17 protein-coding genes are annotated in these 21,838 nt (G+C 67.6%); 13 read left to right on the top strand and 4 right to left on the bottom strand.

Annotation, left to right across the window (positions count from 1 at the left end; translation table 11 throughout):
- Positions 1 to 24: 24 nt before the first annotated feature.
- Positions 25 to 1,698, bottom strand: coding sequence for an ATP-dependent helicase (locus tag CFB81_RS23560; RefSeq protein WP_089436704.1), 1,674 nt, complete (start codon positions 1,696 to 1,698; stop codon positions 25 to 27).
- Positions 1,699 to 1,821: 123 nt separating this feature from the next.
- A complete protein-coding gene (locus CFB81_RS23555; protein WP_069616873.1) occupies positions 1,822 to 2,676 on the bottom strand; it encodes a helix-turn-helix domain-containing protein in 855 nt (284 codons plus the stop codon).
- Positions 2,677 to 3,162: 486 nt separating this feature from the next.
- Here CFB81_RS23555 and CFB81_RS23550 point away from each other — a divergent pair, with 486 nt between their 5' ends.
- Positions 3,163 to 3,372: a hypothetical protein gene (locus CFB81_RS23550; protein WP_027780901.1), complete on the top strand. Its 210-nt coding sequence runs from the start codon at positions 3,163 to 3,165 to the stop codon at positions 3,370 to 3,372.
- Between the two features lie 123 nt (positions 3,373 to 3,495).
- Positions 3,496 to 3,771 carry a hypothetical protein gene (locus CFB81_RS23545; RefSeq protein ID WP_069616874.1) on the top strand — a complete coding sequence of 92 codons (276 nt, stop codon included), beginning with the start codon at positions 3,496 to 3,498 and terminating at the stop codon, positions 3,769 to 3,771.
- Positions 3,772 to 3,890: 119 nt separating this feature from the next.
- On the opposite strand, the gene CFB81_RS23540 is transcribed toward CFB81_RS23545, so the two are convergent.
- The gene (locus CFB81_RS23540) at positions 3,891 to 4,538 is read right to left on the bottom strand and encodes a hypothetical protein (protein WP_089436703.1); all 648 of its coding nucleotides are present in this window, start codon (positions 4,536 to 4,538) and stop codon (positions 3,891 to 3,893) included.
- Between the two features lie 345 nt (positions 4,539 to 4,883).
- Here CFB81_RS23540 and CFB81_RS36240 point away from each other — a divergent pair, with 345 nt between their 5' ends.
- The 5 genes from CFB81_RS36240 (at position 4,884) to CFB81_RS23515 (ending at position 9,332) form a co-directional block, all read left to right on the top strand.
- Positions 4,884 to 5,126, top strand: a complete 243-nt coding sequence (locus CFB81_RS36240) for a hypothetical protein (RefSeq protein ID WP_179236050.1) — start codon at positions 4,884 to 4,886, stop codon at positions 5,124 to 5,126.
- An 84-nt stretch (positions 5,127 to 5,210) separates the two neighbouring features.
- Entirely contained in the window at positions 5,211 to 6,545 is a 1,335-nt protein-coding gene (locus CFB81_RS23530) for an FAD-binding oxidoreductase (protein ID WP_089436701.1), read from the top strand.
- 60 nt (positions 6,546 to 6,605) lie between these two features.
- Positions 6,606 to 7,700, top strand: a complete 1,095-nt coding sequence (locus CFB81_RS23525) for a TrkA family potassium uptake protein (RefSeq protein WP_069616877.1) — start codon at positions 6,606 to 6,608, stop codon at positions 7,698 to 7,700.
- 70 nt (positions 7,701 to 7,770) lie between these two features.
- Positions 7,771 to 8,892, top strand: a complete 1,122-nt coding sequence (locus tag CFB81_RS23520) for a DUF1963 domain-containing protein (RefSeq protein WP_089436700.1) — start codon at positions 7,771 to 7,773, stop codon at positions 8,890 to 8,892.
- Between the two features lie 65 nt (positions 8,893 to 8,957).
- Positions 8,958 to 9,332: a Rap1a/Tai family immunity protein gene (locus CFB81_RS23515; RefSeq protein WP_069616878.1), complete on the top strand. Its 375-nt coding sequence runs from the start codon at positions 8,958 to 8,960 to the stop codon at positions 9,330 to 9,332.
- Between the two features lie 149 nt (positions 9,333 to 9,481).
- On the opposite strand, the gene CFB81_RS23510 is transcribed toward CFB81_RS23515, so the two are convergent.
- Entirely contained in the window at positions 9,482 to 10,390 is a 909-nt protein-coding gene (locus CFB81_RS23510) for a LysR family transcriptional regulator (protein WP_089436699.1), read from the bottom strand.
- A gap of 143 nt (positions 10,391 to 10,533) precedes the next feature.
- Between CFB81_RS23510 and CFB81_RS23505 the strand changes: the two genes are divergently transcribed.
- The 6 genes from CFB81_RS23505 (at position 10,534) to CFB81_RS23480 (ending at position 21,220) form a co-directional block, all read left to right on the top strand.
- The gene (locus CFB81_RS23505) at positions 10,534 to 11,406 is read left to right on the top strand and encodes an NAD(P)-dependent oxidoreductase (RefSeq protein ID WP_089436698.1); all 873 of its coding nucleotides are present in this window, start codon (positions 10,534 to 10,536) and stop codon (positions 11,404 to 11,406) included.
- A 53-nt stretch (positions 11,407 to 11,459) separates the two neighbouring features.
- Entirely contained in the window at positions 11,460 to 12,974 is a 1,515-nt protein-coding gene (locus tag CFB81_RS23500) for an aldehyde dehydrogenase (RefSeq protein WP_089436697.1), read from the top strand.
- Positions 12,975 to 13,022: 48 nt separating this feature from the next.
- Positions 13,023 to 14,357: a DUF3100 domain-containing protein gene (locus CFB81_RS23495; protein ID WP_069616882.1), complete on the top strand. Its 1,335-nt coding sequence runs from the start codon at positions 13,023 to 13,025 to the stop codon at positions 14,355 to 14,357.
- 83 nt (positions 14,358 to 14,440) lie between these two features.
- Positions 14,441 to 15,631: a M20 aminoacylase family protein gene (locus CFB81_RS23490; RefSeq protein WP_089436696.1), complete on the top strand. Its 1,191-nt coding sequence runs from the start codon at positions 14,441 to 14,443 to the stop codon at positions 15,629 to 15,631.
- A gap of 424 nt (positions 15,632 to 16,055) precedes the next feature.
- The gene (locus tag CFB81_RS23485; protein ID WP_089437116.1) at positions 16,056 to 20,444 is read left to right on the top strand and encodes an autotransporter domain-containing protein; all 4,389 of its coding nucleotides are present in this window, start codon (positions 16,056 to 16,058) and stop codon (positions 20,442 to 20,444) included.
- 128 nt (positions 20,445 to 20,572) lie between these two features.
- On the top strand, positions 20,573 to 21,220 hold the full coding sequence (locus tag CFB81_RS23480; RefSeq protein WP_089436695.1) for a hypothetical protein: 648 nt from the start codon (positions 20,573 to 20,575) through the stop codon (positions 21,218 to 21,220).
- Positions 21,221 to 21,838: the final 618 nt, after the last annotated feature.

Here is a 21,838-nt window from a genome sequence, read left to right as displayed (position 1 = left end):
CGGGCGTTCGCGCCGCCCGCCGCGTCAACCCACCGCGTCCGCCAGCTGCGCTGCCGCGCGCGACGACGCGACGATCAGTAGCTTCATCGTCGCGCGCGTTGCGCCGACGAACAGCTTGCGCGCGGCACGCGCGTCAAGCGTGTCGAAGTCGACTTCGGTGAGGATCACGCACGGCGCCGACTGGCCCTTGAAGCGGTAGATCGAATCGAGCAGCACGTCGCCTTCGCGATATTCCGGGTTGCCGAACAGATCGTACTTGCCGGTGAAGCGCTTGATCCGGTGCGGGCCGAGCTGGTCGAGCGGCGCGAGCACCGAACCTTCGCGGCCGCGGTACGACAGCACCGCGATGTCCTGCTTGCGGAAGCCGAGCGACAGCGCCTGCGTGATCGCGCGCTTGGTCGCGTCGATGCAGGCTTGCGCCAGTGCGTCGCCCGACGTGCCGTCTTCCCCGTATGCCGATACCGACGGATCGGAGCCGTCGAACGGGCTGCCCGAGCGCAGTTCGGCCGCGAGCGGCTCGACCCGACCGACGACGTCGCGCACGAATTCGAGCAGGTCGCGCGGGCTGCGGTAATTCGTGAGCGCCTTCAGCGTGACCCAGCCGGGCAGCGCGACGGGTTCGCGCATGTACAGGTTCTGCAGCGGATCTTCCAGCCACCACCATGCGGCGTCCGGCGCGAGCAGGCGCTCCAGCGCGGCCGCCCACGGCGCATGGAAATCCTGCCCTTCGTCGACGATCAGTACATCGAAGCGCCAGCGCTCCGGAATCGGCGTCTCGGCGAAGCGCGCCTCGAGCCGTTCGAATTCGCCGGGCGTCTGGAAGTCGGGCGTATAGCCGCCGTCGCGCGCGACCCAGTCGCACAGCTGGTGGTAGTTCGCGATCTTCGCGCCGGGCGGCGCGATGCGCGCGATGTAGTCGGCGAGCGGCCGGTTGAAGCATACGTAGAGCACGCGCTGGCCGGCCGCGACGGCGTCGCGCATCACCTGCACCGCGAGCTGTGTCTTGCCCGACCCGGCGGTGCCGGTCACGCGCAGCCGGAACGGCGTGAAGTCGAGCTGGCGCGCCCATGCGGCGAGCCCCCCCGACAGCCGGGTGACGAGCGTGCCGGCCTGCCCGACGAGCGCACTCGTGTCGGGCGTGAGCGCGAGCTCGTCCGCGAGGAAATGGTGGAGCTTCGGCGCGTTCGGAAAGTGTTCGTCGTCCTCGGGCAGGATCTGCAGGATCACCTGCGCGAGCTGCGCCTTGCGCGACGCATCGACGATGCGGTCGGGTGCGACGCCGGCGATCGATGCGTCGCGGATCGCGTAGTCGGGGCAGTACAGCAGCGCCTCGACGCCGTAGACGCCTGCGCCGAGCGCGGCCGTCAGGCGCCGGTGCAGCGTTTCCTGCGTGCGCGCGAGCTGAATCGGGACATTGCGCTCCTTCTGCAGGTAGACCTTCACGAGCCCTTTCGCGGTTTCGCGCAGGAAGCCGGCCTTCTGCTCGATCAGCAGCACGCGGCCGGTCGGGCTCACGACGACGAACGCGGCTTCGCCGAACACCGAGAACGCCTGGTCGGCGCGCGTCCAGTGGACGCCGTGATACACGGTGTAGCTGTCGGGCAGCGCATGTTCGAGCGCGGCGAGCGTTTCGCGCTCGCGTTCGGCCGCGCCGGTCGCGGCGAGGCTTTTCCAGTCGTCGGGGATGAGGCGGGCCATGGAGTCGGGCGGCGGATGCCGGCGTGAGCGTGAACGGGTGCGGCTATTGTACTGAGGAACCCGTTCATGCCTGCGGCGCCGCGCGTGCGTGGGCCATTCGACGGGCGGCCGGCCCGGCGGACGTCAGCCGCGCGCGAGCCGCTTCGCGAGATCGGCGCTGAGGATCGCCATGCGCGCGGGTTTTTCGTAGCACACCACGTCGAACGCGCGGATCACTTCGCTGATGTCGGCTTCGCTCGCGCGGCCGGTGAGCAGGTCGCCCGTCAGCACGAAAATCGGCGCGCCCGGGTTGTCGGACGTGCGCACGGCCTTGATTGCGGTGGCGGCCGTGCCGTCGTCGAACAGCCATTCGGTCAGGACTGCGTCGAAGGCCTGACCCTGCAGCGCGTCGACGAACGCCGCGAGGCCGTCGAACGCGGCCGTCGCGAAACTTTGCCGTTCGAGATAGCGGCACAGCTCGGTCGCGCTGACGCGATCGGGATCGATCACCGCGATGACGAGCTTGTCGCTCTCCGCGCGGCGCGGGTAGATCTCGATCTTGTGCACGTCGTACGCGTTCTGGTACAGCACGCCGGTATGGCGCAGCACGCGCCAGCGGCCATTCTGTTCGTACGCGACGAACTCGGGGCGCGCGCCGGCTTCGAGCGGCGCGCCGATCCAGGCGGTGCACGGAATCTCGGCGACGCCCGCATACAGGACCGCTTCCTGCGAATAGGCGCCGACCATGCCGGGGTCGAGCGTTTGCGCGCCGAACAACTGGGCGGCGGGCTCGCCGTACGCTTCGGCGACTTTCTTGATCTGCGCGAGCGTCCAGGGGCTGCTGCCGCGCAGTTTGCGGTGGCCTTGCGAGAAACTCAGATCGAGGATGCGGCACAGCTCGGTGGTCTGCTGGCGCTTGCCGATGCCGTTGCGGGTCATCAGCTCGCGCACGCGCTCGGCAACCGCGAGGGAATCCGTGGTGATTGCTTCAGTGGTCATGCTACGGGAACGGATTGTGACGTTCAGAACGACGCCTTGCGGCAGTCTCGGCGGACAGTCTTCATGACGTCCAATGGCGAGCCGACCGGCCACGCACGGAAAAGATAACTTTACCGCAAAATGGTCGGCATTCAGTGTGGTGAAAGGTGCGTTTGTGTGAAAGGTGTGTCATGAAGTTACGTCCGGCCTGTCGCGGCGGGCGTGCGCGAAGGCGCGTTCGCGCCGTCACGGCAGGATTTCACCGGCCCGGACACGATTCCGCACCAAGCGGTGGGTAATCCCGCGACATGCACCAGCGCGGGGCACGTACGCGCCCGGAACAAGCTATCCGCCCGAGTTTCGGAGGATATCGCGCGAGGGCCGGCGGAAGCCCTGCAAAAGGGGGCGCTCGATGGTTTCCTCTAGTGAAACCAACACGGATACATTTACGGACGCCAGTGCAACTGCGTGCTACGATTTTCGCCGTCTCAAAAAAGTGTTGAACCGATGCAGAAGAAATTCTTGATGCGCGGATACGAAATGAACTGCGAGCCGCGCGTGACGGAGGCCGGCAAATACGCCGCGCAGGTCGAGGTCACGAAGGTGGGCTTCAGCCGTGAGGCTGCGTTCCGCAAGCTGGGTGAATTCGAGACCGAAGCCGAGGCGGTCGCGTACGCGAGACAATTCTCCGAAGAGTGGCTGAGCCGCTATGCGTAGGGCGGCGCCCCGAACGGCCGGAATTCGTGCCTGAATATTGCGAATGCGTTCGGAAATTTGTAGATTGATGACTCCTGTTGTGAGGTATCGATCGTCCGAAGGCAACGCAATTGGAGACTGCGAATGTCCACTTTGTGCATGCAGACCGTCGTTCACGGCAAAACTGTCCAGGTCGTGCTGTCGCCCGAGCGGCGTACCGCCAGGATCGACATCGTCGATGACGAAGCCGGCGGCTATCCGCCCCGCACGATGAGCATCGAGCGGTACGTCAATGCCGGCATGGCCGCCGACGAAATCGCGCGGCATGTTCTCGAGGTCGTCGCGATGTCGATCGAGCAGCTTGCGAGGCTGCAGCCGTTCGAACGCACGGCAGGCACCCAAGCGCGCTATTCGCACTGAGGGCGCTTGCGTAGCGGCGGCGCCCGTGCAGACCGCGAAGTCCGGCCCGAATGGCCGCGTGGTTGATCGAGCGTCCGCCATGTCGCCGTGGCGCCGATACGAATGGATGCGCGTTCGCGCTACGCCGGCATATACATGAACGGCTCGCCATCCTCCCGCTCGACGGACAGCAGCCGCTGGAGCTGATCCAGCGCGAACAGCCGTTTTCCATCCGCCGCGGCTTCGGCGATCGCCGCGTCGACCAGCTTGCGCGCCCGCGCAAGGATCACGGACCGCTGACGGACGATCTCGAGCACCATGCGTTGTTCGACGTTCTGCCGATTCGATTTCTTGTCGCTCAGGTGGCGCCAACGATCGCGAAGCTCGGCCCAGGTGATGCGCTGAAATTCCGGAATCGTGCTCGGCAGCGTGCCTGCCTCGGCCGGCTCGGGCTGCCCGCGCAATGCGCAGCGCAGCGACGCGCGGGCACGCCATTCGTCCGAAAACGGCGCATACACGTCGCGCGTGCGCCCGATCGGGTTGGCACGCTCGATTTCCTTGTCGAGCAGGTAGCCGAGCCGCCGAAGCGCGGACCCATGCGCGAGCATGTCCGGATCGAGCACGCGGATGCGGCGCGAGGCATCCGCGACGTGGGCTTTCAACTCCCACAGCGTCAGACGGAGGTGCTGCACTTCGAGGATCAGGCGCTGTACGTCCGCGTAGGTGCACTTCGTCCACCATTCGGTGAGATCGTTCAGCTTCGGGGGATCGAATGGGGGGAGGATCATTTTTACTGCAGCGATACTGTATGGATATACAGTTTATCTCGCGACGGTCCGGGGGCGTCAAGCCGAAAAAACGGGGCCGGTCGACGTGCGTTTTGTGCAGACGATTGCCCTCGTTGTGGGCAAGAGCACGAGCATGAACAGGGTCGATCGCGCCGGATCGATCGCTGTTTCGGCAGCAGGAAGCGATTGGCGCGATCGTTTGTTGACCCGCGCCGGCTGCACACGACAATCGCCAGATGCCCGGCATGGATCGGGCATGGTCTGCCATTGCATTTGTAGTCCTGATTAAATTAAAAAGTCCGGATGCGTGAGCGGACGCCTGCATCGAGTGCGAAGTTTATTTCGATGCAGCAGTTCGCGTGCCGCTCCGCGATCTCGCATCGTCGAGTATCGTCGAATGGACTTTCCGCGACGGCGTTGGATGTCGGAGAACCGGCGCCGGTCGACGATTTCATCGCTGCCGGTATCGACGCGCAAGCACCGGCAACCGTCAATGCAACACGCGACTCCGGCACCGTGGCTTCGGCAGGTCACGTGACTGCGGTCGGCGTCAATGCGATGGTGGGCCTCGACGGGATCGCCGAATGACGGTTTCCCGCAATTTATCGCTTCATGCGACGACGTTGCCGCGATAAGCTTTGCCGGCCATGCATTGACACTCGACAGAAAACAATGACCACCACCTATCCGCTGCACGACGCATTGAGTTACGCCGATACGGCGTTTCCGCCCGAGGCCGACGTCGTGATCGCCGGCGCCGGTATCATGGGCTGCGCGGCGGCTTACTACCTCGGCCTGCGCGGCCTGAAAGCCGTCGTGCTCGACAAGTCGCGCATCGCCGGCCAGCAATCGACGCGCGCGTGGGGCTTCGTGCGACAGCAGGGACGCGAATCCGCCGAAGTGCCGCTGATGATGGCCGGCATGCGGATATGGGAAGGCCTGGAGCACGCGCTCGGCTTCGATCTCGAATGGCGGCAGGGCGGCTGCCTCTACATCGCGGACAACGAAGACGACTGGGCGTCGTTCCAGGCGTGGCTCGCCGTCGCGCGCGAGCACGGGCTCGACACGCGCACGCTGACGCGCTCGCAGATCGGCGAACGCGTGAGCGGGCTGTCGACGCACGTGCGTACCCTCGGCGGCTTGTACACGGCGACCGACGGGCAGGCCGAGCCGCGTCGCGTGGCCGCCGCATTCGCGGCGCGCGCGATCGAGGCCGGCGCGCGTTTCTTCGAAGGCTGCGGCGTGACCGCGATCGAGACGGCCGGCGGTGCGGTCGTCGGCGTCGAGACCGAACGCGGCACGATCCGCACGCGGCGCGTGATCTGCGCGGCCGGCGCGACCAGCTTCCGGCTGCTCGACGGCGTCGGCATCCGGCTGCCGCAGCAGGCCGTGCGGGGCACCTGCATGCGCACCAACGTGGTCCCACCGGTGACGGCGGCGACGGTGTGGGGCCATGGCCTCGGCATCCGGCAGCGCAAGAACGGCGCGATCAATCTCGCCGACGACATGCAGGTCGACGTCGATCTGACGCTTGGCCACTTCCGCGGCTTGAGCCTCTTCTGGCCGCAATTCTGGTCGCAGCGCGACAAATTCCGGCTGCAACTGGGTGCGTCCGCGTGGCGCGACGTGCTCGCCCGCATCAACGGCTCGACCGGGCCGATCGAGCCGCGTGATCCGCAGCCGCAGCCGAATCGCACGCATGCGCCGCGCGCGCTCGCGAAGCTCAAGGCGATCTTTCCCGCGCTGAAGGATGCGCAGGTCGTCGAGGCATGGGCCGGCCTGATCGACGTGTTGCCGGACGGCATCCCGGTGATCGATGCACCCGGCACGCCATCGGGGCTCGCGATCGCGACGGGGTTCTGCGGGCACGGTTTCGCGATGGGGCCGATCGTCGGCCGCCTGCTCGCCGAATGGATCGACACGGGCGCGCCGTCGCTCGACCTGTCGGCGTTTCGCGCTCGGCGTTTCGTCGACGGAACGATGGTGCGGCCGCGCAGCATGCTGTGACGGCCGGGCACACGCGTTCCCGTCGTAGAATCGAGCCCGCATCCTTCAGGAGATTCCCCGTTGGCCACGCCATCCGATCAGCGCCGCTCGTTGCGCATGCGCCTGCGCCGCGCCCGTAATCCGTGGCAGGCGCCGCGTGCGCGCACGCTGTTCACACGCCCCGCGACGTCGCCGCGGCGCACGCTGCTGTTCCGTCTCGGCGCGGTCGTGCTGTTGTGCACGCTTGCGTTCCTCGTGCTGTATCTCGATCGCGACGGCTTGCGCGATTCGACCAAGAGCACGCCGATGACGGTCGCCGATCTCGTGTACTTCACGATGGTCACGGTCGCGACGGTCGGCTACGGCGATATCGTGCCCGTCACGGCGCGGGCGCGCCTGCTCGATGCGTTCTTCATCGTGCCGATCCGCATCGGCATCTGGTTCATTTTCCTGGGCACGGCGTATCAGTTCGTGATCCAGCGCGTCATCGAGGAATTCCGCATGAAACGCCTGCAGAAGCAACTGTCCGATCATATCGTCGTGTGCGGTTATGGCCTGTCGGGGTCGATCGCGGTGCGCGAGTTGCTGGAAAGCGGCGTCGATCCGGCGACGATCATCGTGATCGATTCGCAGCAGCAGGCCCTCGAGGCGGCGACGTCGCTCGGCGTGACCGGATTGCTCGGCGATCCGGCGCACGAGGATCTGCTGCAGCAGGCGCAGGTGCGCGCGGCGAAGGCCGTGATCATTTCGGTGACCGACGATCCGACCGCGATTCTGCTCACCCTGTCGGTGCGCAGCATCGCGCCCGATACGAAGATCGTCGTGCGGATCCAGGAGAACCTGTACCAGCGGCAACTGCGGCAGGCCGGCGCGGACGTGATCGTGTCGTCGACGAAGATCGGCGCGCTGCTGCTGGCGGATGCGGTTCACAGCCGCTACATCGTGCCGTTCGTGAACGACATGCTGTCGACGCGCGGGCGCGCGACGCTGGTGGAGCGCGAGGCGTTGCCGCATGAGATCGGCTGCCTGACGAACGTCGTGCCGGGCGCGATCGTGGTCGGGCTCGATCGTTGCGGGAAGATCCATTCGTTTTACGAGGATCCGCCGTGCAGGATCGAGGCGGGCGATACGCTGGTGGTGATTCAGTCGGCGCGGATTCCGGATCCGGATGTTTGAGCGCGTTTGGCTTTGGTTAAATTAAAATTGTTCAATTCAACTTCTGGCCGGCTATCGAAAAGATTATCGAATGAGCACATTCCGCACCGAACAAGATCTTCGGCACGCATTGAGCGAAGCCGGATTGGACTCGTTGGCGGACCGGATCGTGGCGACGATGCGTCCCGCCATTCAGTTCGTTCGCCGACAGCAGCCCGACGACGCACTGCCGCTTGGTACGAGCAAGATCGGCGGCCTTCCCGATCTGCCTCCGGGCTTCGCTTGGCCACACCGGCGATCGCCCGCGGATGCCGATACGCGGATTCGCGCATTGCGCGAACAGCGCATTCGCGACCGGGAGCGCTCGGCCTCGTCCAGATCGCAACGGCCCAGCGACGATATCCTGGCTTTGCTGTCTGAACACGAGCGGGACGCGTGGCTTCGCTCGATAGAAGCCGGCCGCCCCGACCCGGACAAGCTCAGGGCCATCCAGGCTCAAGAGGATCGTTACGACGACCTGATGGCAGTTGCTTTGGGCCGTGAATTTCCGCTGGCTTTTCTTGCACAGATCAACCTCGGCGCTTTGTCGAATGAACCAGGCTTCGACCGTGATTTACCCCGGCGCGGCGTGCTCAGCGTGTTCGAGGATCTGACGGCTCGCAATGGCGACGGCTCGTTCCAGTTGCATTGGTTCGACGTCGCCGCCGAGACACTTGAACGCCAAGCGCCCCCTGCGGCGTTGATCGAATTGTCCGACGCCCGACAACCGGATTTTCCGTGGCACGAACAGACGATGGCGGAAGTATTGCAGCCACATTCCACGTTGGTGGTGCCTTTTCACTGGATCGAGGCCGTCGGCCCTCAGCGAAACGCGGTATTCGATTTCTTGCACAGGCCTGTCGGCGGCTATTTCCCCCAGCCGGATGTCGTCGAAGGCGAGCAGGCCGGCAATTTCGGCGACTTCCTCGGTGGCTGGCCGAAGCCGATCCAGGCAGATCCGGAACGCATGTTCATCGCCGATGCGCGCAGTTTCCTCAACCCCGGGGACGACCGGATTCGTCACCTCTTTTCGTGGGGCGGCGAATACTACGCAGGCACCCGGCGGATGCACGCGCCCTCCGGTGGAGACGGTACGACCTACCTCATGATTCAACGCGACGATCTGCTGAGTTATCGCTTCGACAAGACCCAATCGCTCTATCAGTGCGACTGACCTCCAATCCGCCTGCTCACCCATAGGGAGATCCAATGCGTTGGTGCACTCGACTATCTGTAGCCATGGTGGCCGCAACGACGTTCAACGGATTCGTTCCGCTTACGCAGGCAAGGGCAGCCACGCCATCCGCAGACGTTTATCGTCCGTTAACGGCAGAGGCTCTGCTCTCCGGAATCGACAATGGCACGCTGGCCGGCCTCGAAGAAGGAGAGGTGAGGCAACGAACGATCTCGACGAACCGGGCCACGAGTTTTATCTACGGCGTGGCCGACACGACTGCCGGAAAGGCGTGGTGCCCGCCGCCCAGGATGGCAACAACCGAGTTGGTTGTCGCGACCTATGGGTATCTGACCAAGCTTTCGCCGCACGACCTGGGCGCCCCGGCCGCGACCATGATTACCCGGGCATTGAAGGCTGCTTACCCCTGCACGCGATAAGAAGCGTGGCCGGTACTCGTCCGGTCACGGGGGCGGCCATCACCTGGATGTCGGGGCCACGAATCCTTAGCAAAATGACGCTTGGGGTTGTTTACTTTCGATCGATCCTGTTGACCTTCTCGTGCATCGGCACGAACCAGGCCAGCCCCCTAACGAAACGCCCGCATCTGCCCCGTCATCATCTGCAGCATCTTGTTGGCGGCCACCGACAGCTTGCGGCCCACACGCGTGACCATGTGCGCCTCGGCGTTCTCGAGAATCGGATGCGCGATGTCGATCGCGAACAGCTCCCTGGCCTGTAGTTCGGCCGTTACCGCGAAGGCCGGCATCACCGCGACGCCGAGTCCCGATTTCACGAACTCCTTCAGGATCGCGAACGAATTGGTGGTGACGATCGGCGTGAGCCGTACGCGCTCGGCGTATTCCACGGCCTCCATCATCTGCCGCGTGCCGTAGGACGGATGGGTGGCCGCCAGCGGGTAGGTGGCGAGCTGCTGCACCGTCAGCACCTTGTGGCTGCGGCGCGGGAAGTCGGGGCCGACGATCGCCATCATCGGCTGCCGCTTCGACGCGCGCGACACCAGCTTGGGCTCGGCGGGCGGGTTGTACACCAGGCCAATCTCGCCCTCGTCGTTCGAGATTTTGCGGATCACGTCGTTGGTGCTGCCCACGTCGAGGTTGACATGGATCCCGGGGAACTGCCGGCAGAACTGCTGCATGGGTCCGGCCAGCAGGTCCGACACGAAGCCCTCGCCGAGCACCAGGCTGACCTGGCCGGTCTTGAGCCCGCGCAACTCCTGCAGGCGCGAGATCAGGTCGTCGCGGTGCGCGAGCTGCTCGCGGAAATACTCGATCACGCAGTGTCCGGCCTCGGTGGGCGTCACGCCGCGCGCGTGGCGCTCCACCAGGGTGGCGTCGAGCTCCTTCTCCAGCAGCCCGATCTGGCGGCTCACGGCCGAGGGCGCCACGTCGAGCCAGTCGGCCGCGGCGCGGATCGTGCCGCAGCGCACGGCCTCGTAGAAATAGACGATCCGGCTGTCGGTAAGGGTATCGCTCATGATCCGGGTGTTCTAAAAAAGAGAACAATTTCAATATTGGCGTTGATTGATTATACGGGTCGCCGGACCGAACATCGTTGGCATGCAAGGCGGGCGCAAGCTGGTGCGCCGGCCTCGAACCAACAGCTATCGGGAGTCGTCGGATGAAAACGGTGGGCGTGATCGGTCTGGGCAACATGGGGCGCGGCATGGCGGGTTCGCTGCGGCGTGGCGGCTACACGGTGCTCGGCTACGACGCGGCGCCCGGCGTGGCGCTCGCGCTGGCCGGGCAGGCGGTGCTGTCGGCGCGCGATTCGGTGGCCGAGATCGCGCGCGACGCCGACGTGCTGTTGCTGTCGCTGCCGACCTCGGCGGTAGTCGAAGCGGTGGTGCTGGGCGCGGGCGGCGTGCTCGAGAACGCCAAGCCGGGCAGCATCGTGATCGACACCACCACGGCCGATCCGGACAGCACACGGCGCGTGGCGGCGGCCCTGGCCGAGCGCGGCATCGGCTTCGTCGACGGCCCGGTGAGCGGCGGCCCGAAGGGCGCGGCCACCGCCACCATGACCATGGTGCTGGGCGGCTCGGACAGCGATATCGCGGCCATTGAGCCGATCCTCGCGGTGATCAGCGCCAAGCGCGTGCATGTGGGCCCCGTGGGCGCCGGCCACGTCACCAAGCTGCTCAACAACCTGCTGACCGGCGTGCATCTGCTGGTCGCCAGCGAGGCGGTGCGCACCGCGCGCGCGGCCGGCGTCGACCCGGAAAAGCTGGTCGACGCGCTCAACGGCGGCTCCGGCCGCAACAGCGCGACGCTGACCAACTACCCGACCTGGATCTTCAACGGCAAGTTCGATTCCGGTTTCACCATGAAGCTGATGCGCAAGGACGTGCGGCTCGCGCTGGGCCTGCTCGACCAGTTCGACAGCGTCGCGCCGGTGGCGCGCGAGGCCGCGCGCGTGTGGGCCGCCAGCGAGGGTTCCGTCGCCGACGGCGAGGACTTCAACCGCATCGTCGAGTTCGTCGACCCTGCATGAGGCCGGCAGCCCGCGCCACGATCCCGCTCGACTTACCTATACGGAAACCTGACATGACCCAGCACGCAGACCAGTTGCTCGCCGCCTTCGCGCATTTCTTCCCCGGCGCCGCCACGATCGGTTCGTATATCGACGGCGAGCTCGTCGCCGGCCAGGGCGACACGATCCAGCTTGACGATGCGGCGACGGGCGAGGCCACGCTCGCCTATCGCGACGCCGGCGCGGCCGTTGTCGACCATGCCGCCGAAAGCGCACGCCGCGCGCAGCGCGAATGGTGGGCGCTCACGCATGCCGCGCGCGGCCGCGTGATGCAGGACGTGGCGCGCGCGATCCGCGCCGAGGCCGAGGCGATCGCGCGGCTGGAGGCGCTGGGCTCGGGCAAGCCGATCCGCGACTGCCGGGGCGAGGTGGCGAAGGTCGCCGAGATGTTCGAGTACTACGCGGGCTGGACCGACAAGTTCTACGGCAGCGTGATCCCGGTGCCGACCTCGCACCTCAACTACACGCGCCGCGAGCCGGCCGGCGTGGTGCTGCAGATCACGCCGTGGAACGCGCCGGTGTTCACCTGCGGCTGGCAGGTGGCGCCCGCGGTGGCGATGGGCAACGGCGTGCTGCTCAAGCCTTCGGAGCTGACGCCCTTCACGTCGCTGGCGGTCGCGAGGCTCGGCGAGCGGGCCGGGCTGCCGCGCGGCCTGGTCAACGTGCTGGCCGGCTTCGGTCACACCGCCGGGCAGGCCGCGATCGCGCATCGCGTGGTGAGCAAGGTGGTGTTCGTCGGCTCGCCGGCCACCGGCGCGCGCATCGCCGAGGCCGCCGCGCGCCGCGTGCTGCCCTGTGTGCTGGAGCTGGGCGGCAAGTCGGCCAATATCGTGTTCGCCGATGCCGACCTCAAGCGCGCCGCGCTGACCGCCCAGGCGGCGATCTTCGCCGGCGCGGGCCAGAGCTGCGTGGCCGGCTCGCGTCTGCTGGTGCAGCGCGCCGTCTACGACGAATTCGTCGCGATGGTGGCGGCCGGCGCGAAGAAGATCCGTGTCGGCGCGCCGCTCGACGAGGCGACCGAGGTGGGCCCGATCAACAATCGCAAGCAGTACGACCACGTGATGTCGATGATCGCGCGCGGCGTGGCGGCGGGCGCCACGCTTGCCAGCGGCTCGGCCGAGCGCGTCGGGGAGGGCGGCGGCTACTTCGTGGCGCCCACCGTGCTGGCCGGCGTGTCGAACGCGATGGACGTGGCGCGCACCGAGATCTTCGGGCCGGTGGTGGCGGCCATCCCGTTCGACACCGAGGAGGAGGCGATCGCGATCGCCAACGACACCGACTTCGGCCTGGCCGGCGCGGCCTGGACCACCGACGTGGCGCGCGCGCATCGCGTGGCCGCGCAGGTGAAGGCCGGCACCTTCTGGGTCAACGGCTACAAGACCATCAACGTGGCTTCCCCGTTCGGCGGCTACGGCATGAGCGGCTACGGCCGCTCGAGCGGGGTCGAGGCGCTGTACGAATACACGCAGACCAAGAGTGTGTGGGTCGAGACGGCCGAAGCGCCGCCCACCGCGTTCGGTTATCTGTAATCACCGGCCCGCATTCGTCGGCAGCCGGGCTTCAAGGGGAGACTCGTCATGGAACACGCACTGGGTATCGAGCGCCGCGAGCTGGGCGGCGCGGCCACCGCCAAGGTCCTGCTTTACGCGGCCGGCATCCTGCTGGTGGCGGAATGGATCGGCTCGTTCACGTTCAAGCTCGGACCGGGCAAGGTCGTGCTGCTGCCAATGATCTGGGCGCTGCTGCTCGGCGCCGCGGTGGGGCTGGCCAGCGCGCGCTGGAACAGCAGCGCGCGCCTGAGCGTGCCCGACCAGTTCTTCGCGGCCGCGATCCTGCAGCCGGCGCTGCTGCTGTTCGTCTCCAAGCTCGGGCTGATGGTGGGCAGCGCGCTGCCCAAGCTGGCGTCGGCGGGCTGGGCGCTGGCTTTCCAGGAATTCGGCCACTTCGTCGGCACCATCCTGCTCGGCCTGCCGCTTGCGTTGCTGCTCGGCATCAAGCGCGAGGCGATTGGCGCGACCTTCTCGGTGGGCCGCGAGCCGAGCCTCGCGATCATCGGCGAGAAGTACGGGATGGATTCGGCCGAGGGCCGCGGCGTGCTGGCCGAGTACCTCACGGGCACAGTGTTCGGCGCGGTGTTCATCGCCGTATTCGCGGGTTTCGTGAGCAGCCTCGGCATCTTCGATCCGCTCGCGCTGGCGATGGGCTCGGGCGTCGGCTCGGGCAGCATGATGGCGGCCGCCTCGGGTGCGATCGCCGCGCAGCAGGACCCCGAGACGGCGAAATCGGTGCTCGCGTTCGCCGCGGCCAGCAACCTGATCACCACCACCATCGGCACCTACTTCACGCTGTTCATCTCGCTGCCGCTCGCGGTCTGGGGCTATCGCGTGCTGGAGCCGCTGATCGGCCGCACCACCAAGGCGTCGGCGCAGCCGGAGGCGGCCAGCCCGTCGCTGGGCGACGTGCGGACCGAGGCGCCCGCGCTCGGCTACGGCGGCAAGCTGCTGGCCTGGATCGTGACGGCCGCGATGGCGCTGGTGTGCGACTGGATCGCCCACGGCACCACCCCGCTGGCGGGACTGCCGGGAATCGCGATCATGGTGTGCGCGACGATCGTCGGCGATGCGCTGGCGCGTGTGACGGGGCGGCGGATTCCGGCAGTCTGCTGGGTATCGGTGGTGGCGATGTTCCTGACCTCGCCGTGGTCGCCGTGGGCTTCGCAAATCGCCTTGCTCAGCTCGCACAACGATTTCCTCGGCGTGACCACGCCGATGCTGGTGTTCGCGGGGCTGTCGATCGCCAAGGACATCCCGGCCTTCCGCCGGCTCGGCTGGCGCATCGTGCTGGTGTCGTTCGTGGCCAATGCCGGCACCTTCATCGGCGCGACCCTGGTGGCGCAGCTGTTCCATATCTGATCCGATGCCTCGCGGCGCGGCGGCGGGCGGCATGGCCGGCCCGCCGCCGCGCCGCGACGACCGACAAAAACGCTTCCTTCCGCATGAAACTGATCGACTCCATCGTCGCACACGCCGACGAACTGACGGCGATACGCCGCGACATCCATGCCCATCCCGAGGTGGGCTACGACGTGTTCCGCACCGCCGAACTCGTCGCCGAGCGGCTCGAGCAGTGGGGTTACGCCGTCACGCGCGGCGTCGGCCGTACCGGCGTGGTCGGCACCTTGAAGCGCGGCGGCAGCGCGCGTGCGATCGGCCTGCGCGCCGACATGGATGCGCTGCCCGTGCACGAGGCCAACACGTTCGCGCATCGTTCGACGGTGCCCGGCGCGATGCATGCGTGCGGCCACGACGGGCACACCGCGATGCTGCTGGGGGCCGCGCGCCATCTGGCGCGGCATGGCGAGTTCGACGGCACCGTGCAGTTGTTCTTCCAGCCGGCCGAGGAAGCGGGCGGCGGCGCGCGCGCGATGATCGAGGACGGCCTGTTCGAGCGCTTCCCGGTGGATGCCGTGTTCGGGCTGCACAACTGGCCCGGCATCGCGGCCGGCGATTTCGCGGTGCGGCCGGGGCCGCTGATGGCGTCGACCAGCCTGTTCCGGATCGACTTGCGCGGCGCCGGCTGCCACGCGGCCATGCCGCACCTGGGCCGCGATCCGGTGTTCGCGGCGGGACAGGTGCTGAGCGCGCTGCAGGGCATCGTCACGCGCAACCGCAATCCGATCGACGGCGCGGTGCTATCGGTCACGCAGGTGCATGCGGGCGAGGCGATGAACGTGGTGCCGACCGATGCGTGGCTCGGCGGCACGGTGCGGACCTTTTCCGAGGCGACGCTCGATCTGATCGAGACGCGCATGCGCGCCGTGGCGGCCGCAACGGCCGCGGCCTTCGATTGCGAGAGCGAGGTGGATTTCCAGCGCCAGTATCCGGCCACCGTGAACGACGCCGGGCAGACGGCGGTGGCGGTGGCGGTGATGCGCGAGCTGGTGGGCGACGCGCATGTGAACGCCGCCGTCGATCCGACCATGGCGGCGGAGGATTTCTCGTTCATGCTGCGCGAGAAGCCGGGTTGCTATGCATTCCTCGGGAACGGGGCGGGCGATCATCGCGTGCATGGGCATGGCGGCGGGCCTTGCCTGCTGCATAACGCCAGCTATGACTTCAACGATGCGTTGCTGCCGGTGGGGGCGAGTTATTTCGTGAGGTTGGTGGAGCGGGTTCTGGCGCGCTAAGGAGGCAGTGCCGACTTTTCCGGGCGATCGTGATGAACGAGCGCATTCAGTCATGCGTTCAAGGGCATGCCCGGACATGCGTCGACGACATATCGGCGTGGGTGGCGAGCGCGACGCGAAGGCTGCGACGAAGCGACGATGTAAGTCGAGCATTTGTTGCCAGGCTCGATCGTGAGAGGTAGTTTGCCGTGCCGTATCTTCCCCTCGCACCCGGAAAAGTGGCGGCCCCGCGACAGCCCTGGATGTGTGTTCGGGGCAGGTGTTATATTGCGCGCGCATGCGCCCCGACCGATAAGCCAACACAATCAGTATTCGCGGACCGGCGCGGCATAGAAAGACAACAACGACGGGTCCGTCGCGCCATCGGTACAGCCTCTCCGTGACCAGCGCCAGGCCCATGGGTCTATGCACCGAGGGGATCGACATGAACCGGGTCTATCGGCTGGTCTGGAGCCGTAGCTTGCGTGCTCCGCAAGTGGTATCCGAACGCACGAGGGCGTCACACGGCGGAGTCGACGCCGGCCATGGCGCCACGCCCGCGCGCCGCTGCGCTTCCATCGCTTCCATCGTTTCAATCGGCGTGTCGCTCGGCCTGGCCGGTGCGGCCGTCCCCGGTTGGGCCGTCACGTGCTCTGCCGGCACCATCGCGAATTGCAGCGCCCCCGGCGGCGATGGCATCCCGGACCGAAGCGGCAACGGCGGCAGCGGTAACGGCGGTGGCGGTGGTTCCTCCACGTTGGGCGGAGGCTCCGCCACGGTCCAGGTTCCCGGCGGCGCCACGTCAGGCGGGACAGGCGGCACCGGCGCGACGAACGACAGCGGCCAGGGCGGCCCCGGCGGCGCGCCCGCGGTGGTGCTCGCCGGCGATGTGGTGGTCAACGTGAACGTGCAAGGCGGCGCAGGCCAGGCCTTCGATGGATTCAATTTTGCCGGTGGCGCCGGCGGCGGCGGCGCGGGCGTGTATTCGACCGGCACCAGCGTGACCGTCAACAACGGCGTGACCGTGCAGGGCGGCGCCGGCGGGAACGGCGGGGCCGGCACATCGGGGTTTGCCTCGAACGGCGGCGGTGGCGGAGGCGGTGGCGGTGGGCTGGTCATGGTGATACCGGTGGCCCAGGTGACGAACCAGGGGACGCTCATCGGCGGAAACGGCGGCAACGGGGGCGGCGGCGGAAACCCGGGCGGCGGCGGCGGGGGCGGCGACGGGCTGCTGACCTTGGGGGCCAGTTCGCAGGTGACCAATCTCGGGACCATCGTCGGTGGCGTGGGCGGCGTCAGCGGCGGCGGCGCAAGCACGGCCGGCGCCAGCGGCGCGGGCGTCAACCTGGCTGGCGGCTTCACCGTGCTGAGCAACCTCGGCACGATCACCGGCGGCGCCGGCAACGGCGGGGCCGCCGGAGCCGGCGTCATCGCCAATGGCGGCGATGTCGTCATCAACGGCGGCACGATCGCCGGCGGCTTGTACGCGGACGGCGTGACGCGCGCGGCCGCCATCCGGTTCAACGGCGCGAACAATACGCTGCAGTTGCTCACCGGGTCCGACATCGTCGGTAACCTCGAGGTGACGGCCGGGGCGACGACCACCATCACCGCGGCCTCCGCAGGGCTCTCGCTGTCCAACCAGGTCACGCTCGGCGATGCCGCGTCCCGCGTGACCTTCGATTCCCGCTCGACCGGTCTCGTGGTTTCAGGCGTGGTATCCGGGGCGGGCAACGTGGCCGTGCGCGGCGGCCGAACGGTCACGCTGACGGGAGACAACACCTATACCGGCGACACCACGATCAGCGCCGGCACGCTGCAGATCGGCAGCGGCGGGACCACGGGCTCCGTCGCCGGCAACATCGTCAACAACGGCACGTTGGCGTTCAACCGCAGCGACACGGTGTCGTATGGCGGCACCATCAGCGGGACGGGCAGCCTCGTGCAGGCGGGAAGCGGCACGCTCGCCATATCCGGCGCCGCCGGCTATGCGGGGAGCACCGTCATCAACGCCGGCACGCTCGCGCTGATCGGCGCGGGCAGCATGGCTACTTCCAGCGGCGTCGTTGACAACGGCACGTTCGACATCTCGGGGACGACCGCCGGAGCGACGATCAATGCGCTGACCGGCACGGGCACGGTCGCGCTGGGCGGCCGGACGCTGACGCTGGCCAATGCGGCCGGCACGTTCAGCGGCGCGATTGGCGGCAGCGGCGGGCTTACCGTGGCGGGCGGCACGCAGATCCTTTCGGGCGCCAACGGCTTTACCGGTGCAACGTCGATCAACGCCGGCACGCTGGCATTAAGCGGCTCGGGTAGCGTCGCCGCCTCCAGCGGAATCGCCAACAACGGCACGTTCGACATCTCGGGGACCGCCGCCGGGGCCACGATCAGCTCGCTCACCGGTACGGGCGCCGTTGCGCTCGGTGGCCGCACGCTGACGCTGGCCAATGCGGCCGGTACGTTCGCCGGGACCGTCCATGGCGGCGGCGGGCTGACGGTGGCGGGTGGTACGCAAACGCTGTCGGGGACGAATGCCTACACGGGCACCACCACGGTCAATGCCGGCATGCTTGCGCTGACCGGGGCGGGCAGCATCGCCGCGTCCAGCAGCGTCGTCGACAACGGTACCTTCGACATCTCGGGGACGACCGCCGGGGCGACGATCAATGCGCTCACCGGCACGGGCACGGTCGCGCTGGGCAGCCGCACGCTGACGCTCGCCGATGCGGCCGGCACGTTCGCCGGGACCGTCAATGGCAGTGGCGGGCTGACGGTGGCGGGCGGTACGCAAACGCTGTCGGCGGCGAATGCCTATACGGGCACCACCACGCTCAATGCCGGCACGCTGGCGCTGACCGGCGCCGGCAGCATTTCCGCCTCGAGCGGCGTCGTCAACAACGGCACGCTGGACATCTCGGCAACCCCCTCCGGCGCCACGATCAACGCGCTCACCGGCAGCGGCACGGTCGCGCTGGGCAGCCGCACGCTGACGCTCGCCAATGCGGCCGGCACGTTTGGCGGAACCGTCAGCGGCAGCGGCGGGCTGACGGTTGCGGGCGGTACGCAGACGCTGTCCGGCGTGAACACCTATACAGGAGCGACGACGGTCAACGCGGGCACGCTCGCGTTGTCGGGCGCCGGTCGGCTGGCGTCGTCCACGTCGGTCACGCTCGCCGGCCCCGTGGCCGCGCTCGACCTGTCCGCGGCCGGTAGCCAGACGGTCGCGCATCTGTCCGGCGTGGCAGGCAGCCGCGTGGTGCTGGGCGGCGGCGCGCTCACGCTGTCCGACGACTCGTCGCAAACATTCGGCGGCAGTCTCGTCGGCACCGGCGGCCTGGTCAAACAGGGCACGGGCATGCTGACGCTGAACGGTGTCAGCAACGCGTTCTCCGGAACGACGACGGTGGCGGGCGGTACGTTGGCCGTCGGCGACGCGGCGAATGCCGCTGCGGTGCTGGGTGGCAATGTCGTGGTGAATCCGCTCGGCGCGTTGCGCGGCCATGGCACGATATCGGGCGACGTCAGCAGCAGCGGCGTGGTCGCGCCGGGCGGCTCGATCGGAACGCTGTCGGTGGGCGGCAACTATACGCAGACGGCCGGCGGCACGCTGTCGATCGAGGTCAGCCCGACCGAAGCATCGCAACTGCGCGTAGGCGGCGCCGCGACGCTCGGCGGCGCGTTGGCCGTCCTGTTCGATCCCGGCACCTATACCGCCCGCCGCTACACCGTGCTGAGCGCGTCCAACGGCGTGACCGGCCATTTCGCGAACGTCGGCACCGCCACGGCCGGCGCGAATCTCGGCGCGTTGCAATCGTCGGTGGACTACGGCGCCAACGCGGTCGACCTGCTGCTCGCCGAGCCGACCGGGCCCAGTACGCCGGCCGGCCCGACGATCATCGCGCCGACCCGGACGTCGATCTACACGGCGCTCGGCACGACAGCCTTGCTGCAGGCGCAGAGCGCCAGTTCGACGCTGCTCGGGCGTCTGGCGGGCCCGGACGATAACGCGGCCGGCTCCGGCAACGTGTGGGCCGTTGCCAGCGGTTCCAGCACCAAGGTGGGCGGCACGCGCAGCGTGCCGGGCTTCCTCACGCATGCGTACGGGTTTCTGGCGGGCGGGCAGGGACGGCTCGGCGACGCCACGGTCGGTGTGGCCGGCGGCTACACGCATACCGCGCTGTCCGAAGACACGACAGGCGCATCGGGCGCTATCGACACGCTGCGCGTCGCGCTGTACGGCGCGCAGCCGATCGGCGCGGTCAACCTGTCGGCCGCGCTCGGCTACGGTCTCGATTTCCTGTCGCAGAAGCGGCCATTCGGTAGCGTGGGTACCGCCGAAGGCGACCATCTCGGCCACGAATTCACCGCCGCTACGCAGGCCAGCCTGCCGATGGCGGCCGGCGGCTTCCGGTTCGCGCCGCACGTCGGGCTGCGGTATGCATACGTGCGCGGCAACGGCTTCAGCGAGGACGGCGCCAACGGCCAGAACCTGCACGTCGGCTCCGACAGCGCGAGGAGCCTCCAGCCGTACGTGGGTGTGTCGCTCGACAGGGCGTTCGGCGACGCGGTGCGTCCGGTCGACGTCCAGCTTCGCGTCGGCTATGCGCACGAGGTCCTGCGCGGCAGCCGCGTCGTCCAGGTGCAGAGCCAGGACGGGACCGTGTTCGCGGCGCCGGGTACAGACCTGCCGCGCTCGTTCCTGACCACGGGCGCCAGCGTCACGCTGCAGGCCGCCAAGACGACCACGGTATCGCTCGGGCTGGATGCGACGATCAATACGGGCCATGTGTCGGCGCAGTCGGCATATGTGCGGGTCAATGCCAGGTTCTGAGCGCGGGGGAACCGTGATTGTGGAACCGGTCGTGATCTGAAGCGAAGGAGCGGGCCAGCAAAATGCCGGCGACGCCGTCGGGTTGTCCATCGTTTTCAGTCGATTGATAAAACCATCGTCAATTTCCTATGACAAAGACAGCAATCAGAAATCGCACGATTTCAGGTGCGCGCGCCGGTCGCCAGCTGTCGGCCTATTTCGCCATCCTGACCGTATTGAGTCTATGCCTGCCATTCGGCAGCGTGCATGGGCAGTCCGCGGACGAAGCGGCATCGGGTTCGCGCGTCGAATCCCGATCCCCGGCGAGCCTGACTGCAACGCAGGCGCTACAACGCATGCTCGAGCTGATTCAGGCCAGCAATCGCGTGACCGACATCACGCCCGAAACGGTGCGCCGCATCTTTGGCGTGCAGACCGAAGTGTCGAGTGAAGATGGATTCGGCTACGGCCAACGCCTGCAGGGCAACTGGGCGTTCAGCCTCCAACGGTGGGCGCGCGATGATACAGGTCCGCGAGTGGATCTGATCTTTGACCCGATTCCAGGAACCCAGGCTTCCCCGCTGCCGACGACATGTGAGCCGGATTTCGCGCAGTTCACGCGGGCGCTGGAGTCCATGGGATTCAGCCGTCAACCCCGCTATGGCGAGCACGGTCGCTGGATTTTCGATGCCTTCGAACGGCAGGGCATGTCCGTGGAGGTGTCCCCGCTCAGGACTTCTGCCGGCAACGGCGAACCACTCGGCCCGACCTGCGTAAAAATGGTGCTGGTGCGATAGGGCCGGCGGTTTGCTTCATGCGGGCGCTTCCAGCGATCACGGCTCCGCAGCCGTGGGAGCAGCTCGGCTGAACTTTGCAGGCAAAACCGCACGCCGTGCAGGCGAGCACGGCACGAGCCACACGCGTGCCGTGCCGGTGTTGCACGGCAGAATCATTTTCCGTTGATTCCCCGCGCGCTTGCCGATGCCCGACAAGGCGGGCAGCGATCGGGAGCGCCATCCGACGCAGCACCGAACAGCCTCACATCTATCGCGACGGTTCCCGCCGGCTTCGCTCCATTACCTGCCACGTGTGCCGTATCGGCGCTGTAACGTTTTTGGCCCGGTTTTCCCGTGCCGGATGCTTGACGTCGCCGCGGGCCGTCCCGACAACGCAGTCGCGAGACTGGCACGTTGTTCGCTTCACCCGGGGGCGGTAGGAACGATAGTCGCCATGCACTCCTGATCGTCCGACAAATCGACGCGCATGCGTCGCGGGGCGTCCGAAACACGGCACGCTCGCTCTGCGCCGCCAGCCGATGGCGCGCCCCGATCCGGACGCGGACCGCTCGATCACGATGAGCGCAACGCGCACGCAGTGACGAGTGAAGCATCGGCTGTCATCCCACCTCCTACGGG

It is taken from the genome of Burkholderia sp. AU28863 (genome assembly GCF_002223195.1).
Lineage (GTDB): Bacteria > Pseudomonadota > Gammaproteobacteria > Burkholderiales > Burkholderiaceae > Burkholderia > Burkholderia sola.
Note: the sequence above shows the minus strand (reverse complement) of the source record. Positions and strands in the feature narration are given on the sequence as shown.